We start from the raw sequence: 16,403 nt of genomic DNA, 5'->3' as shown, positions 1-16,403 counted from the left end.
CCCCCTATTCACGCCGGGGATTCGGCAACGGTGGCAGGCGGTCCGGATACGGAGCGCGCTGCCGAATCAAATACGCCTCCAACCAACCTCGATCGCGGTGGGGGTTCATCGTGGCCCAGATCACCGCTTCGTGGTCGTATTCATTAATACGGTCGTTAGCCGCGCGGATCGCGTCGATCGAGTTGCGGATCGCCTGCTCGATCGGTTGCCGCTCGGGATTGATATCGATGCCGAAGTAGCCTTGGTAGCCGTGCATTTTCAACACGTACAGCGCCGCCTCCAATTGCTCGGGGCTGACGACACCGACGTTCAGGTCCTGATCGAAGTTGCCCAGCGGCTGGCTGTTGACGTGAATATGGGCCAAGCGGCCGTATTCCAGCACTTGGCTGAAAGAATACGCCAGGTCCTCGTAGGCCATCAGCATGTGGCCGATTTCCGGGTTGAGACACACCAGCGAGTGGCCTTCGCGCATCAACTTGTGATTCGCCTGGTGGGCGAGCATGCGCTCGATTTTGAAACCGAGCAGCAGACCTTCCGGCGTCGTGCCGTAAAACTGTCGCCCGCGCGGCTCGTAGGGCTTGGGTTCAAAAGCCACCCGGCACCCCGGCACGGCGTCGAGCGCCACGGCGAGCGCCTCGGCGAAACGGTCCCGCGCTGCGGGGAAATCGATGCCGAAGGGATTCTCAAAACCGTCGATACCGGCCCACACGACGGCGAAATCCGTATCGAGTTCCCGGTTGAGTTGAAAGGCTTCGACCGCGCGCTGGATGGCGGCGCGTCGCGCGTTGGGCAGGGGCGAGGAAAGCGAGCCGAATTCGAACTGCGCCTCGTGGAACAGTAATGGTACGACGGTTACGAGGCGAATGCCCGTATCGGCACAGAACTTTTTCCAGAGATCGAGGTTGTTTTCGTTGATTTCGTTCGGGTAATGGGCTTCCAACCCGACCAAACCGCTGTCGGCCAATCCGGCGGCGATCTCCAGGCGCTGCTCGATGTCGATCTCGGGTTTGTATTTGTCGTGGAAGCGATTGCCCGGTGGTGAAAAGCACCAAATACCAGCCGAAAATTTCAGATCCAACTCGAAACTATTGAGTTGCGCGACAAGCTGGTCCGGCGACCGCCGTGTCGCCTGCCGACGTAAATCGACCAGTGCCATGGCGTACCACCCCTTCTTGATGATTGAAACCTTACCGCATTCTTAACATCTACCGCGCGGAGGGGCAAACGACGCCGGCCCGCGCTACGTGAGAATATCCGAAATACATTCGGCGGCCGCCTCGCATTCGTCGTTTTGCGCCAAACAGGCGAAAATATCCGATTGCGGTCCCCACACGTCGTCTTCGGCTTCACACTCGTCGATGATGTCGTCGAGGTCAATCAGATTTTCATCCTCGTCGTAGAAGGAGAGGCCGCACACCAGATACAACCAGTTGTACAGGTCGGCGCACAGATCGGTGGACCAGGTGTCGTCGTCGCCAGCCGTGTCGTCGTCCAAAGAAGTGTCGTCGTCGATCGGCGCGAACTGCGCTTGCACATTGATGCGGCAGAAGGGCAGCGCGTCGGTACCCATTGCCGAGACGACTTCGACAAAGAAATCGTCATCCGGGGCCATCGTTTCGACCCACACGTTGAACACGCCGGCGCCTTCGATGCGGTCGAAGCACAAGCGCTCGACCCCACGCCCGCGTAAATAAAGCACATTTTCGTTGGTGATGGCGTACTGGCCCTGCAAGCGGAAGATCGTGCCGCTCGTATCAACCATGAGGCGGTCGAACACGAACTGCACGCCCACGTTCAGGCAATCCTCGGCGTCGAAAGCCGCCTCGACCTTCGTCATGTCCGTGGCCGAGATGTCGCAGGTTGCTTCCACCGGTTCGGGGTTGTTGTCGTCATCGTCGTCATCGTCACAAGAGAAGCCGAGCGCCATAGCGCCCGCTGTGGCGATCACAATCAAAAGCAAAAAAGGCAACCACGTGATTTTCATGGTCCTTTCCTTTCGGCGTATATTGAAAATCATTTGAATAAAGCCACGAGACAATCGGCCATCACGTCACAATCGCCGTAGTTGTCGATAATGCATGCAGCGATATCGCTTTCGATGCCGAAGTCCTCATCGTCGGACTCGCACATGGCGATTACGTCGGACAACTGAATTTCTTGGTCGTCATTGTCGAAAAAAGCGAACCCGCAGATGTCATACATAAACGAGTAAATGTCGTCGCAGGCCGGCCATTCGTCAGTGTCGTCGTCACTATTTGTGTCGTCATCGGTCACCAAGTCGTCGTCACCGGTGTCGTCATCGGTGCCGGCTGTGTCGTCATCGGTGTCGTTTTCGTCACGATTGCACTGCAAAGACGTATTAATTTCGAGTTCGCAAAACGGATTCGCGTCGGGCGCGGCACTTGCCACGACCTGCAGCCGCACGCTGGTCTGGCAAATCAGAGAACGTGTCCACACCTCGAAGACTCCCGCGTGGGCGATGGGCGCGAGGCATTCCGCATTGTTGACGCCCGCTCCGCGAAGATAGAACGAGTTGTTGTTGTTGATTGCGTATTGGCCGCTAACCTGGAACACGGTGAAGGTGGGATCGACCCGCAGTTGATCCAGCACGATCGCCAAGCCCAGCGCTTCGCAGTTGTTCGCGACGATTTCGGCTTCCACCTCGGCCATCGGCCCGGCGTCGATGCGGCAACTATTTTCATCGACCGGGGTGGAATCGTCGTCGTCATCGTCCCAACTCCCGAAGGGTAGGCACGCCGCGATGCCCGTCGCCAAAACGATGGCCCATATGATCAAGTGTCGTTTCATCGTTTCTTCCTTTCGCCGACTCAGCAGTTCGCGTTCAAGCAGTCAATCAAGTCCACGCCCTGCTGGCCGCTGCCATCGCATTCACTGTCGACGCAGCTTTGGTAACATGCCCACGGGTCGGAAAAGAACTCGCATGAATTTTGCATATCGAGTTCCGGAATCCAGTAGCTGGTGTAGTCAAAGAGAAACACGACATCGCAGTCGTAGATGCCGTGCACGGTGTGCCCGCAGCCGGTGCCGGGATCGGTTGGCGCGAGACAATCGTCGAAGCAGTTGTCGTTACAGAACTCATCGTACACGCATTCGCCCATGCAATTCCAAAAGACCGACTCGCTTTTGCCGTAAAGACCTTCGCTGAGTTCGCACCATTCGACGAGCCCCGATTCGTCAGCCACGACTCCATTGGCGTCCAGTATCGAGATGGCGCATATATTGACCATGCCGTCGGCGATGGACTCGCAGCTATCCGAAAATACCGTGTCGTCGTCGTCGTCGACCCAAGTATCGTCGTCGGTCCACGTGTCGTCGTCGGTCCACGTGTCGTCGTCGGTCCACGTATCATCATCGGTCCATGTGTCGTCGTCGGTCCACGTATCATCATCGGTCCACGTGTCGTCGTCAGTCCACGTGTCGTCGTCGTCGCCCAGCGCATCGATATCGGCTTCGATCACGACGGAGCAGAACGCGCCCGCATGCCCGGCGGTAACAGTGACCACGTCGAATTGCACCGTGTCGCCGGGTTCCATGAGCTGAACGCGAATCGTAAATACGCCGCTGTGTAGCAGGCTGTCGTAGCAGTCGTCTTCGCCGAGGCCGAGCCCGCGAATGAAGTACTCGTTGTCGTTGGTAATCGCGTACTGCCCGCGCGCCTCGTAGATCTTGAAGGTCGGGTTCACCAGTAGTTCGTCAAGCCCTAGCGTCAGGCCAAGCGCTTGGCAATTTTCGCTGACGACGGCCCCCGTCACCTCCGTAAGCCCAGCGCCGACAATGTCGCAATCGTCGGGCTCTCCGTAGGCCGCGACGATGTCGTCGACTACGTCGTCGTCATCGTCGTCGCCACAAGTAACCGCTGATAAAGTGAGAGATAGAAAAACCACCAATAGCCAACACCAGAAAATTCGCCGATTCATGGCATCCTCCAAACGTTTGAAAGCAATCCATGGTGAAATCGCCACGCTGCGTTGGTAACACGTCCAATCGTCAAGCGGCCCGCGTTGACGCGCCGGTCGCGTTGTCTCTGCACGTTTAGTGGTCGCCGACCGCCGCCACGATCATCGCCCCGCGAGACGCGGTGTGGTACTCGAGATCGCGGACCATGTTGTCGTATGCAAGCTGTTTGATAAGGGGCGAGGCGGGAACGAGCGTGAAAACGAACTTCGGCTGTAAAACAAGCGCGCTCATTTTCACACCTCCAAAAACCATAAATACAAAAACTTCACACGGCCACTAAAAAGCCTCGTCTATATCCATATTACAAAGCGTCCCGTTGTGTCAAAGGCTTTTACCAACGCAACGATCCCGGCGGTTGGATACAAAAAAGGCCGGGCTGTAACGCCCGGCCCCGTAAAAATTCGTCGATATTCTAGGAGCAGTTGGCCGTGATGCAGGTAATCCAATCTTCGCCCTGACTCGCGCTGCCGTCGCACTCGCTGTCCACGCATGTCTGGTAGCAACTCCACGGATCTCTGAAGGTGTCGCATACGTTGTGCATGTCGAGTTCCGGAATCCAATAGCGAGTACCGTTGAACAGGAAAATGATTTCGCAGTTGTAGATGTCGTGCGAGGTATGGGCGCAACCCGTGCCGCCGGGATCTCCCGGAGCGAGGCAGGCGTCGAAGCAACCGGCGTTACACCCCTGGTTGATGGCGCACTCGCCCATGCAATTCCAGAAAACTGAATCGGTCTTGCCGTACAAGCCTTCGCTGAGGCCACACCACGTGGTGAGACCACTTTGATTCTGCTGCACGCCGTCGCCGTCCAGCAAGGTCGTTTCGCAAATGTTGATCATGGCATCGGCCACTTCGACGCAGGTGCCATCCCAGGCCGTGGTGTCGTCGTCGCCGCCGGTGTCGTCGTCGCCGCCGGTGTCATCGTCGCCGCCGGTATCGTCGTCGCCGCCGGTATCGTCGTCGCCGCCGGTGTCGTTGTCGTCATCGTCGCCGCCGGTATCGTCGTCATCGTCGACCGCGTCATCGTCGCCGGAGTCGTCGTCGCCGGCCGTATCATCGTCCGTGGGCAGCGTGGTATCGTCGTCGCCGCCGCCACCGCCGCCGCCTTCATCGCAAGCTGCAAAAGTACACAAACCAAAAGCCAAAATCACAATCAGTACGAACCATAGTTTCTTCATTTTTTCCCTCCACTCGGTCAGGGTGATTTACATGAGACCAAAAATCAATCATTTTCAGGTACTATGAAAAACGCCTTTTTGTCAAAGGGCCAAACGCAAAAAAACCAAGCCGACTGACGACTCGCCGGCCGGCTTGGTAGCCGTTCCTAGAATCTATCGCGGGAAGGCATTTTTGCCGATCCAGCGGGCCTGTTCTCCCAATTCGGTCTCGATGCGCAAGAGTTCATTGTACTTGGCGAGGCGTTCGCTGCGGCTGGCGCTGCCGGTTTTGACCTGACCCGTGTTGCAGGCCACGGCCAAGGTGGCCAGGAAGGGGTCGCATGTTTCGCCGCTGCGGTGGCTGACCACTTGCGTGTAGCCGGCGTCCTTCGCCATTTGGATGACATCCAAGGTTTCGGTCAAGGTGCCGATTTGGTTGAGTTTGATAAGAATGGAATTGGCGATCTTCTCGTCGACGCCCCGCTGCAGTCGTTCGGGATTGGTCACGAAAATGTCGTCACCGACCAACTGTACGCGGTTGCCCAACTCGGCGGTCTGTTTCTGCCAGCCGTCCCAATCGTCCTCATCCAGGCCGTCTTCGATCGAAATAATCGGGTATTTCGCCAGCCAGCCTTTGTACAGAGCGGTCAATTCCTCCGGTTGTACGCCATCCAGCCCTTCGGCCGGGAAGTAATACGCGCCGTCTCGGTACAACTCGCTGGCCGCCACGTCCAAAGCGATGAAAATATCCTTGCCCGGCTCGTATCCGGCGCGTTCAATGGCTTGAATCACCAGTTGCAAAGCTTCTTCGTTGGAAGCGCAGTTGGGGGCATAGCCGCCTTCGTCACCCACGCCCGCTGCGTAGCCTTTGGCCACCAGAATTTTTTTCAGGTTGTGGAAGACTTCCGCGCCATAGCGCAACGCTTCCCGAAAAGAGGGCGCGCCGACAGGGACGATCATGAACTCTTGGATGTCCACGTTGTTCGTCGCGTGCGAGCCGCCGTTGAGAATGTTCATCATGGGAACCGGCAACAGCGTGGCGCTGTCGGATCTCGCGATCAACTGATACAGCGGAACGCCGGCCACTTGAGCTGCCGCGCGCGCCGCCGCCAATGAAACGCCCAAAATCGCGTTGGCGCCCAGCCGCGCCTTGTTCGGCGTGCCGTCGAGTTCAATCATCGCCTTGTCGAGAGCCGCTTGTTCGTCGACGGGCTTGCCGATCAGGGCTTTGGCAATGATTTCGTTGACGTTGTTCACGGCTTTGAGCACGCCCTTGCCGAGATACCGCCCCTTATCGTCATCGCGCAGTTCGATGGCTTCGTGCACACCGGTGCTGGCGCCCGAAGGCACCGCCGCGCGCGCCAGGATTCCGGTATCAGTTTGCAGGTCCACTTCCACCGTTGGATTGCCACGGCTGTCGAGAATTTCCCGAGCGTGGATACGGCTGATCTTCGCCATGTTCGTACTCCTTTTTGCGGGGATGACGGGGAAACGGGCTCCCCCGGCCCGAGGCTATTCTAAGACGGTTATTTATCGACGCAAGCAGGTTCTCACCTAGCCGTGTGTGCTAGGTTTCCAGCACTTTTTTCGTCGCCTTGATGATCATGTCGATTTCGGCGTCTTCAATGATCAAAGGCGGAGCAAAGCGGATGGTCGTTTCGTGAGTTTCCTTGCACAGGATGCCCTCTTCCTGCAACGCTTCGCAAACTTGCCGCGCGGTCCACTTGCCGGGCTCCAGTTCGAGGGCGAGCAATAGGCCCTTGCCGCGAACTTCCTTGATCTGCGGGCAGCGAATCGATTCCAACCCGCGCCGCAGTTTCTCGCCCTGGAGGCGCGCCTTTTCGGTGAGGTCTTCCTCGATCAGCACCCGCAAGGCTTCGCGCGACACGGCGCAGGACAGCGGCATACCGCCGAAGGTCGATCCGTGTTCGCCGGGGCGGAACAAGCCTAGTATGTCGCGCCGGCCCACACACGCGCTGATCGGCACGCAGCCGCCGCCCAACGCTTTGCCCAGGGTGATCAAGTCCGGCTTGGCGTCTTCGTGCTGCCAGCAGAACATCTTTCCCGTACGGCCCAGGCCGACTTGAATTTCGTCAAAGATGAGCAATACGTTGTGCTTGTCGCAAAGCTCCCGAACCTGCCGCAAGTATCCTTCCGGCGGCAGGCGCACGCCCGCCTCTCCCTGAATCGGCTCGACAAGGAAGGCCACAGTGTTTTCATCGATGGCGGCCTCGAGCGCGTCGGCGTCGCCGTACTCGATGACTTCAAAACCGGGCGTGAAGGGGCCGAAATCTTCGCGGTAGAGTTCGTCGGTGGAGATCGTGATGATGGTTGTCGTGCGGCCGTGGAAATTCTCGCGGCATGCGATGATTTTCGCGTCGTACTTGGGCACACCCTTGACTAGATAGCCCCATTTACGGGCGATTTTGATGGCGGTTTCGACCGCTTCGGCGCCGGTATTCATCGGCAGCGCCATTTCCATTTCACACAGTTCGCATAGTTCCTGCGCCCAGGGCCCGAGTTGGTCGTTGTGGAACGCGCGGCTGGTGACGACCAAGCGGTCGATTTGCTCGTGCATCACGCGAAGCAAGCGCGGATGACCATGCCCGTGGGACACAGCCGAGTAAGCCGACAGGCAATCCAGATAGCGTCGACCTTCGATGTCGGTCATCCAGACGCCCTCCGCGGCGGTGATGACCACCGGCAGGGGCTTGTAGTTGTGAGCGCTGTAACGTTCGGTTTGTTCGATAATCGTTTGTGTTTTCGTCATGGCTGAACACCTCATCGGCCAGTGGAAGAGTCGAAGCAATAAGCCGTATGGAAATTATCCGGGAGCCGGGCGGCTGTCAACACACAGAGGGTAAGGATCCGGATTCTTTTTGTCTGTCGACTAAACGAGCGCGCCAATGTGGAAAAACAGGACGACGGCCAGATACTGCACGATGGCCAAGGCGATTGTGCCCGCCAACCCGGTACTAACTCCCGACAGAATGGACCCCAATTCCGCGTCTTCCGGCGGGCGGCCCGTGTTTAGCAGGTATTCCTTGGCCCAGTTGCGGGCGTACACTCCCGAGGCGTAGCCGCCGAATAACGTCGGTGCGATCAACAGAATCAGTACGATTTTCCAGGCGGTCACGGCGAGCAACGAGAGAAGGCCGGCGAATATTGTTGCGATACACGCCAACAAATACCGACCATAGCGCACGCGCTTGGCGCGCATTTGCTCAAAATCACCGGGCAGATCATTCATAAGCACTTATCAGCGGTTGTGAATACGCTTGATCTCTTCTTTCGCTTCGCTGCATTCGACATTCAGTTCCAATGCTTTGACGAAATGCAATTCGGCGAACTCGAACTGTTCGGTCGCCGCGTAGATCTTTCCCAAATACAGGAAGTGAAGATAGCGATTCGGGTTGATTTTCATGCCGTTTTTAATCGCGCCTTCCGCCTCGCGCACGTTGTCGGAATCGTGCGGGTTCGCATTGAACATTGCCCAACCCAGTAGCGCATAGGCGTCGCAATTATTCTCGTCGATCTCGATCGCTTTCTGCAGGAAACGGCGCGCTTCTTCCCAATTGCTGTCGTCCAGCAGATAGCCGGCTTGCTTGACTAGGTCCTCCGGATTGGAAAAGTCGTCCACATCCATCAACAAGCCACCGCCGCTCGCTTCTTGCTCGGTGTCGAAATCCCCGTCATTGTCGAGCCCGTAGTCGTCGACCGAAACTCCTCCGTCTCCCAAATCCGCCGCTTCGCCCAAATCGACATCGCCGAAATCGCTACCGCCCCCGAGCGTCGCAAAGGGGTCGGTATCCGGCGCAGCGGCAGCCAGGCCGTAATCATCAGCGCTCTCCTCGGGGGGGGCGGGGGCGGTTCTCCGCTGCTCCCCGGTCAGGAAATCCTCCGAGCTTGTTTCCGGCGCGTCAGCCAGCGAGGCGTCGACTTTGGAAAGAAACTCCGCTGCCGGGTCGGCCGCGCCCCGTCCACTATGCGACAGGCCGGCCATTTGCTGCGCGGATTGCATGGAATCCGACGGTTGAAAGTCACCGAACTGCACGTCGGTTTCCGATTCTTGCCGGATGCGATCGACGCTTGCCATGGCTTCGGCGATGAGATCGTTGGATACCTGGATTTCAAAGCCGGCGCCTTTTTTCTTCTCGCGCGCCTGCTTTTTCTTCTTCTTTTCGGTGGTTATCCGGTCGCTTCGGTAGGCCTCCGGGAAGCCGACAAGTTCGAGCAGGAACAGCGCGTAAAGAACTTTGTATGCCGAGCGTTTGCTCATGTTCGAAGCGGCGATGATCTGCCTCAGCGTTCGTTCGCCGTTAAGAAGATTGAACACGCGCACATCGGCCGGGCCGAGTTGTAGGTCTTCGATACGGTATCGGCCGGCCAAGCGCTTGACCAACACGTCTTCCTTGCGACCGCGAAATCCCTGCGGCGGCTTGGTCAACGGCATATAGAAGCGGATACCGCGATAAAGCAGGTTGGGGAAAGAAATGTTGAGTATGCGATGTTCTTCGCCGATGATCTCGCCCTCACGGAAGAAGAAGTCCCCTTCGGTCCAGGCGAACATTTTGAAAAGTTTTTTCGAGACCTGCATGTTTAGGGCGTCATACAAGTCGTGCGGCGACAAATGCCCTTTTTCGACGAGGTACGCGCCGAGTTTTACCTTCTCGGCCCGTACGACTTCGATGGATTCCTCGTGTACTTCTTTGCCGATCAGTCCCTCGTTGACGAGGTATTCACCGAGCAACATTTCGGGGAAATAGGAGCTGGTCACATACACGATTTCACCGCGATCGAAATGTATGTGTACCTTCCGTTTTCCTTGACTTAAGGCAAGGATGCCGCTCTTACCGGCCAAGTTGACGAAATTCAAAACCTTAGGGAATGGAACTTGGGTCAAAGAGCCCTTGACGAACCCCTCCTTGACCGACGCATCAGACATACTGTCCTCCCGCGAAATTCGGATACACGATTCTTTCCCTAGCGTGAAAGTGTCTTTCTCCCGATGATCCCATCCTACCGACCTTGGGCTTTAACTGTCAACGGTTCGAACCATTTCGGAATTCGCTCCCGGAAAAGTTTCTCCAGACGCAAATTGATCAGTTCCGGTTGCTCCACCACGGCCGCGTGCGACCCCTTTTTGATGCGCAACAACTCGGCGTCGGGAATCGTCGCCACCATTTTTTCGGTCAAATAGAAGGGTGTAAACAGGTCACGCTCACCGCCGACCGCCAAAACCGGTACGTCGATACTCGGCAACAGGTCATCGGCCGAATGGGCGTTCATGGCTTCGGCCATGGCGAAAAACACGCGTACGTCCAAGTCGCCCATGTGTTGAAAATACGCTTCGAAATCTTCCCAGCCCGCCAATTGGCGATCGATCACAAACTGCCTGGCCACGTGAAACGAGAACTTGCGCCGCGCGATAAAGTGCGTCACGGCATTGGCGAAACGATCGGCGCGCATGGCCAAGAACCAACCGACCCGGTAGGCATGCTCGGACAATTCGGCGTTGAGGAAGGTTTTTATCGGCGAGCCCGCCGCCCCCAGCATCGGCACCAAACCGGCAATGCGTTCCGGCATATGGCGCCAGGCTTCCAACACGACCTGGCAGCCCATCGAATGCCCCAACAGCACGGCGCGGTCGATTTCGGCGTCGTCCAGCACGGCCTGCAGGTCGTGAATGTTGATGTCCATGGACCAATCGCTGAAATCCGTGGGCATGCCGCTTTTGCCGTGGCCTCGGTAATCCCAGACGACGATGCGATGCGTGGCGCCGAAATATTCTTCGATGTAATGCCAGAAGAAAGTGGAAACACCCAGGCCGTTACAGCAAACCAGCGCCGGTCCGTCACCGGTGGCGCGATACCAAATGGGCACGCCGTCGGCACCGCAAACGCGATTTTCCCGAATGGCTCGTACCCGTTTGGGTTTCGTTTTGCGCACGCCGCCGCTCCGCAATTAGTTGGCTCGCCCCCTATGGCGCGAGAAATCCGGCCGCAATGGATTGCCTAATATGCCTTGTGCTGCATGAAAACTGTATTAGACAAAAACCTACTCGAAAGGCATAACACACGCAAGGGGTTGCTGAGCAATCTCAATGGGTTAAATTAAGACCTGACACTACGCAGGAGCAGCCATGAACACGCAACGTAAAATTTTGGTCGTCTTGCTCTCGTTGGCGCTGATGCTGGCGTTCATCGCTTGCCAAACCGTCGGCGACGACAACGACAAGAAGGCCGCCGATGATTCCGAAATCGGCGGAATCGGCGGCGGTGACGGAAACGGCGGCGGTGGGGCCGACGACGACGCGACCGACGATGACACCGCCGGCGACGACGACACGGCAGGAACCGACATCACGATTGCCTACATTTTCAACAGCGACGCGTTCGTGGGCGACTACCAATCCCTGCTGCCCGATTTCGGCGTGGGCGTGGTGCCGATTCGAGAAGACCAAGTCACGGCCAACGACTTCGCGGGTATTGACGTGATCGTAGTGGAATCCGACACCTCTTGGTACAACATCAACCAATACAGCCACATCGCCGCGCAGGGCATTCCGATCCTGGGCATTTACGAAGGCGGCGGCGAATTGCTCAACCAATTGGGCAAAGAAGCTGGCTGGGCGGGCGGTTTCGACGAGGCCAACGTCAGCCAGGGAGTCGTTGCTCTCTACCAAGAAGATATTTTCAACAAACCCTACGACCTCGCGGCGGCCCAAAGCTCCTTTCTCGACATTTACCTTTTCGGTGTGTGGTTGCGTTACCACGATTTTATCATTCCACCGTACGGAGTGATCGCCCCGCTGGAACGGCCGGCCGGTTCGGGCTTTTCCGCCGTGGCCATCGAAGACGGCAACGTGATTTTCTGGGGTTATCAATCCGACCCGACGATCTTCACGCAAACCGGTTTGAAACTGTTTGTGAACTGCCTCTACTTTTTGTCCGGGGGCGGCAAGTAGCCCGCAACGCGGGGACAGGCACGGGGACTAAATCGGATTATTTCGATAGGTTATGGCCGATGACCTGGGGGCAGGCACGGCCTCGGAACTAAAACCGGGCGGTGACGCCGAGCGCTCCATAGTGCAACAGGCTGAAGGTGTAAACCTTGTCGTTGTCGGCCCCGCCTTCTAGAATACGATAGCCGAAATTGACGGCGACGTGTTCGTTGAGATCGGCTTCGAAAGCGAGCAGGAAATCCTCCGCCCTGCCCTGCGGACCGACGAGACCATCGCCCTCCAACAGCAACCCCCAGGAGTCTGCGAAACGCCACTTGAGTCGCAGGTTTACCAGCGGCACGAAACCGGTGTTTGTGTATCCGTAGCTGCCCAAGGCGATTTCGGCGTCGCGGATTTTCGCCGTCAAACCCGCTCCGATTTCGAGTTTTTCCGATAGGTAGAAATCGTAGCGGTAGGTCAGACGGTACGAGTCGAACCGGAAGGTACCGCGCAACGAGGTATCAGGCGGATAGGTTTTCTCGTCGAACCGCGTGGCGCGATCGAACTCGCCGTCGGCGTACAATGTCAGCGGTGCGTAGAGGGCGGCGATGGTGTGCCGCCGGGCGATCGTTTTGCCGACGCGAAGCCGAAAATAAGGGTGCGGCGCTGTGCGGAGGTCGTCCACGAACGAAAACCGCGTACCGACGTCGCCGGGAATTTGGGCGTCGTTGTAGCCGGAAAACACGACACCGGTTTCGGTATTTGCGAACCACGTCGCACCCGCCACGCCGGGGAACAAGCCGATGGCGACGATGAAAACAAGCACTTTTGCCAAACGATTCATGACGGCTCCATTCGAGTTCTGACCTGCCTTTTTCCCTTATTTTTGTAAATTTAACCACGAACGCATCGAGTGAATGTGGTCCATAATGAACCAATTCGTTGGGGACAGGCACCAAGGTTTTCTTAAACCTGTATTCTTATTATTCAATAAGTTACAAGAATAGAGGGTTCAAAAATTGGGGCCAGGCACCAACTTTTAAGGGTCGGGTTTTACGTATTGTAACTTCGTGTAATTAGTGGCCGAAAAGGTCGTAGAGCAGTGCGATGACGCCCGCCGCGCCGGCAATGCCGAGGATCAATAGAATCAGTTTCAGCCACGAGAAAGGTGCGTTGCCTTGCACCTCGCCGGTCTGGCCGTTGACCAGGAAACGAAAGACTTTCCCCTTGTACCGGTAGGCCGAAATCCACAACGGCAGCATCACCAAGTCGTAATGCCAATGGCGGAACACCGAGTCCACACGCAGGTTTCGGCTGGTGTCTCCCGGGACCATGTTGTCGCAAGCGGCATTCTCCGCCTGCTGCATTTCGGCGCCCGCGGTCTGTTGCGCGTCCCGCGGCACGATCGAGGGGTTCTCCGCCGCGAAACCGGCCAGGTAGTCGCTGTTGTACGATCTCGCGTCCGCCATAGGGAAGGGGCTGATTTTGTGCACCCATTCTTGGTCCAGCCCCTTGGAAGCCGACACGAGCCACTCGTCATAATGAGCGGCGTGCTGACCGGTTGCCGGTTGCCAGCGCGTCTTTTGCACATCGCGATACTTGGTGACGGTGCGTCCCTCGCTGTCTTTTGTCGAGTACGGCTCTTTTTCGTAATAGAAATAACCGGAGTCGGCCGACCACTGGGAATCCACGTCGGCATCAAAGGCGTAAAAAGGCATGTACATGCCGCGTATTTCACTGATCGCGCTCTTTTTCGTCAGATCGCGCGGCCGGAAAAACCCCTTGCCCAACCACGTCCAAAACAGCTCTTCCGCTTTGTGCTGATTGTGCATAAACGGCACGATGCGTCCGGGTCGCTCGGTTTCTTCCTTCGCCTCTTTCTCGATGACATAGGTCGAACCGCAGTACGCGCAGGCCAGCGTCTTGAGGGCGGGGTCGTAGCTCACCTTCGCGCCGCAGGAATTGCACGAAAAGGTTTTCATCTCCCGGCCGAAACCGGATCCGCCCGCGCTCTTCGAACTCAAACCGCCGTTGTCGTCAACCTTGACAACTTGGCTACCTGACTCCGCGGACGCCGTGCGCACCGGGTCGGCTGCGCCGCAGTAGGGGCAGAAGTTGATGCCTTCGCTGATTTCCGCACCGCAAGATTGGCATCGCGCCATGGTTCCTCCGCCGAATGATGAGATGGCGGCAATCTAAGCACATTCGCGCCGCCGAGAACAAGACGCCCGCTCGCACCTCAACGCCGCTTGTGACGCGTCGCTCAGCCGCAAATGCCGCAGATACGGCATCCCGACTCAGGCCGACACGGCGGCGTCGTGCGCCCCGCGAGCGCCTCTTGATACTCTTGCTCGAGGTAGGAACGCCGGATGCCCATGTCCACCGCGTCCCACGGCAGCGCATCGTCGAATTGAAATGCCGCGGCCAACAAACTTTGGTGGTTGGGTTGCCACGCCCGCAACGCCGGGCGAATACTCCCCTCGGCATCAACCAGGCGCGCCAACTCCCCGGCCCGCCGGTCGCCGACCGAAAGCAGCGCCTGCAACACCGCGGCTCGTAGGCTTTCGCTTTGCATCTCGAGGTTCGGCGTGCGGCGTAGTTCTTGGGCGATCATCCGGAGCTTCTTCTTGAGTTCAGATTCGGCGCCGAATGGGTGCCATTGGAATGGCGTGTGCGGTTTCGGGACAAATGGATTGACGCTCAGCGTAATGCGCCCGGCCCAACCCTTTTTTTTCCAGCCGTCCATCGCCGTGTCGCGGCACCGTTGCGCCAAGGACACAATGGATTGCACGTCATCGCCACTTTCACCCGGCAGGCCCACCATAAAATACAGCTTCAAATTCTGGACGCCCGCGTCAATGGCGCGTCGCACCTCGACCAGGATTTCCTCATCGGTCGCCGGCTTGTTGATGACGCGGCGTAAACCTTCGCTGCCCGCTTCCGGAGCGATGGCCGCCGATACCAAGCCGCGCGCCGTTAACGCGCGCCATGTTTCCTCATCCAGCGTGTCGCGGCGAATGGAAGACAACGCCACGCGGCGGTCGCCGGCGAACTCGAGCCAGGCGGCCAAGTCCGGATGCCCCGAAACATTCGACCCGACCAGACCGAGCACGTTTTCGCCCAAGGAAGGCACTTCCGACGGCGGCGCGGCGGGTCGATAGGGCAGAAACACATGTCCGGCGGCACAAAACCGGCAGCGATTCGTGCAGCCCCGCGCGGCTTCCACCAGCATGGAATCGCCGAACACGGCACCCGGCGCGCGCAGGTGAGTGCGGTTTTCGACCGGGTTGATGGCCGCTTCCCGCGCCACCTTGACCTGGGCCGGAAACCCCGCTTGTGCTTCGAGGGCTTGGAGTCGTTCGCCTTCGTAACGCGAGTGATAGAAGCGCCCCACGTACGCGCCGGGAACGTGCGCGAGACTCGCCAGCCAGGCCGCACGGTCACGCGGCGCTTCATCTCGCCAGTGCTCCAAAAAAGGCGCCAGCGCGGCGTTGCCTTCGCCGAGCAGGCACACGTCGGCCAGTTCGGAAATCGGCTCCGGATTCATCGTCGGCACGACGCCGCCGGCCACAATGAGTGGATCGCGTTCGCGTCGTTCCGCCGCGCGCACGGGCAACCCGGCAAGGCGCAGCATCGCCGCCAAGTGCACCAAGTCGTTTTCAAACGACACCGAGACGAACCAGATGTCCGCGTCGGCCGCTGAACGGTCGTCGTCGATACAGCGCAGCGTCTCCGGGCTGGAGCCACGTTCCGGCCACACGGCGCGAGCGACCGCCAACCCGTTTTTGGCCAAGGCGTGCATCAACCACTGATAGCCGAGGTTCGCCATGGCCAGGTTGTAAGGGCCGGGGTAGACGGCAACCGCCCGCCCCCACCCGCGTTGGGGTAGCGGTTCGCCGATCTCGGCGGCGCGCCAGGCGGCGTGCTGTGTCGCGGTTTTGCGAGTCATGGGTCGTACGTTAGCCGCAGGCGGAGTGCGGCGCAAACAAAAAACCGGCCGGGCGCGAGGCCCGACCGGTGAGTGTTACGCTGAATGATCCTACGGCTATTTCATTTCGTCCAGCAATTGCTGCACGACCCAATCGGTGATGCTCAGGCCCCCGATCGTGCCGTAGCCGACCATTTTGAAGCGGATCACGCCGTCGCCGTCGATGATCCAGTTGTAGGGGATGAATTGGTTGATGTTATACGGGTCGGCGTTGGTAAAGCCGCCGTCGTCGAGTGAGTAGATGTTGTCGTAGGCGTCCCAACCGTGATCGGAATCCCAATCGGCCAGGTCGGCTGCTTCCACGTCGTAGCTGCTGTTGGTCTGACCCATCAAGCCGA

At 58.3% G+C, this 16,403-nt stretch carries 16 protein-coding genes; 1 reads left to right on the top strand and 15 read right to left on the bottom strand.

The window, feature by feature from the left end:
• Positions 1–4 precede the first annotated feature (4 nt).
• The 11 genes from P9L99_09060 to P9L99_09010 all read right to left on the bottom strand — a co-directional run bounded on the left by P9L99_09060 (position 5) and on the right by P9L99_09010 (position 11,083).
• Positions 5–1,156 carry a TIM barrel protein gene (locus P9L99_09060; protein ID MDP8223496.1) on the bottom strand — a complete coding sequence of 384 codons (1,152 nt, stop codon included), beginning with the start codon at positions 1,154–1,156 and terminating at the stop codon, positions 5–7.
• An 84-nt stretch (positions 1,157–1,240) separates the two neighbouring features.
• A complete protein-coding gene (locus tag P9L99_09055; GenBank protein ID MDP8223495.1) occupies positions 1,241–1,984 on the bottom strand; it encodes a hypothetical protein in 744 nt (247 codons plus the stop codon).
• Between the two features lie 29 nt (positions 1,985–2,013).
• Positions 2,014–2,808 carry a hypothetical protein gene (locus P9L99_09050; GenBank protein ID MDP8223494.1) on the bottom strand — a complete coding sequence of 265 codons (795 nt, stop codon included), beginning with the start codon at positions 2,806–2,808 and terminating at the stop codon, positions 2,014–2,016.
• 20 nt (positions 2,809–2,828) lie between these two features.
• The gene (locus tag P9L99_09045; protein ID MDP8223493.1) at positions 2,829–3,938 is read right to left on the bottom strand and encodes a hypothetical protein; all 1,110 of its coding nucleotides are present in this window, start codon (positions 3,936–3,938) and stop codon (positions 2,829–2,831) included.
• Positions 3,939–4,053: 115 nt separating this feature from the next.
• Entirely contained in the window at positions 4,054–4,209 is a 156-nt protein-coding gene (locus P9L99_09040; protein ID MDP8223492.1) for a hypothetical protein, read from the bottom strand.
• 181 nt (positions 4,210–4,390) lie between these two features.
• Positions 4,391–5,155 carry a hypothetical protein gene (locus P9L99_09035; GenBank protein ID MDP8223491.1) on the bottom strand — a complete coding sequence of 255 codons (765 nt, stop codon included), beginning with the start codon at positions 5,153–5,155 and terminating at the stop codon, positions 4,391–4,393.
• A gap of 153 nt (positions 5,156–5,308) precedes the next feature.
• Complete coding sequence (gene eno / locus P9L99_09030) at positions 5,309–6,592, bottom strand: phosphopyruvate hydratase (protein ID MDP8223490.1); 1,284 nt, start codon at positions 6,590–6,592, stop codon at positions 5,309–5,311.
• A 109-nt stretch (positions 6,593–6,701) separates the two neighbouring features.
• Entirely contained in the window at positions 6,702–7,904 is a 1,203-nt protein-coding gene (gene rocD, locus P9L99_09025) for an ornithine--oxo-acid transaminase (GenBank protein ID MDP8223489.1), read from the bottom strand.
• 120 nt (positions 7,905–8,024) lie between these two features.
• Positions 8,025–8,384 carry a hypothetical protein gene (locus P9L99_09020; protein MDP8223488.1) on the bottom strand — a complete coding sequence of 120 codons (360 nt, stop codon included), beginning with the start codon at positions 8,382–8,384 and terminating at the stop codon, positions 8,025–8,027.
• Positions 8,385–8,393: 9 nt separating this feature from the next.
• Positions 8,394–10,079, bottom strand: a complete 1,686-nt coding sequence (locus tag P9L99_09015; protein MDP8223487.1) for a DUF4388 domain-containing protein — start codon at positions 10,077–10,079, stop codon at positions 8,394–8,396.
• 74 nt (positions 10,080–10,153) lie between these two features.
• Positions 10,154–11,083: an alpha/beta hydrolase gene (locus P9L99_09010; GenBank protein ID MDP8223486.1), complete on the bottom strand. Its 930-nt coding sequence runs from the start codon at positions 11,081–11,083 to the stop codon at positions 10,154–10,156.
• 193 nt (positions 11,084–11,276) lie between these two features.
• On the opposite strand from P9L99_09010, the gene P9L99_09005 reads away from it, so the two are divergent.
• Complete coding sequence (locus tag P9L99_09005; protein MDP8223485.1) at positions 11,277–12,101, top strand: hypothetical protein; 825 nt, start codon at positions 11,277–11,279, stop codon at positions 12,099–12,101.
• 88 nt (positions 12,102–12,189) lie between these two features.
• Here the strand turns inward: P9L99_09005 and P9L99_09000 are convergent, their stop codons facing one another.
• From P9L99_09000 to P9L99_08985, 4 genes are all read right to left on the bottom strand, one after another.
• Positions 12,190–12,921, bottom strand: a complete 732-nt coding sequence (locus tag P9L99_09000) for a hypothetical protein (protein MDP8223484.1) — start codon at positions 12,919–12,921, stop codon at positions 12,190–12,192.
• Positions 12,922–13,153: 232 nt separating this feature from the next.
• Positions 13,154–14,239 carry a zinc-ribbon domain-containing protein gene (locus P9L99_08995; protein ID MDP8223483.1) on the bottom strand — a complete coding sequence of 362 codons (1,086 nt, stop codon included), beginning with the start codon at positions 14,237–14,239 and terminating at the stop codon, positions 13,154–13,156.
• 101 nt (positions 14,240–14,340) lie between these two features.
• Positions 14,341–16,026 carry a radical SAM protein gene (locus tag P9L99_08990; protein MDP8223482.1) on the bottom strand — a complete coding sequence of 562 codons (1,686 nt, stop codon included), beginning with the start codon at positions 16,024–16,026 and terminating at the stop codon, positions 14,341–14,343.
• Between the two features lie 96 nt (positions 16,027–16,122).
• Positions 16,123–16,395, bottom strand: coding sequence for a hypothetical protein (locus P9L99_08985; GenBank protein MDP8223481.1), 273 nt, complete (start codon positions 16,393–16,395; stop codon positions 16,123–16,125).
• Between the last annotated feature and the right edge of the window lie 8 nt (positions 16,396–16,403).

Source organism: Candidatus Lernaella stagnicola (genome assembly GCA_030765525.1).
GTDB lineage: Bacteria > Lernaellota > Lernaellaia > Lernaellales > Lernaellaceae > Lernaella > Lernaella stagnicola.
Note: the sequence above shows the minus strand (reverse complement) of the source record. Positions and strands in the feature narration are given on the sequence as shown.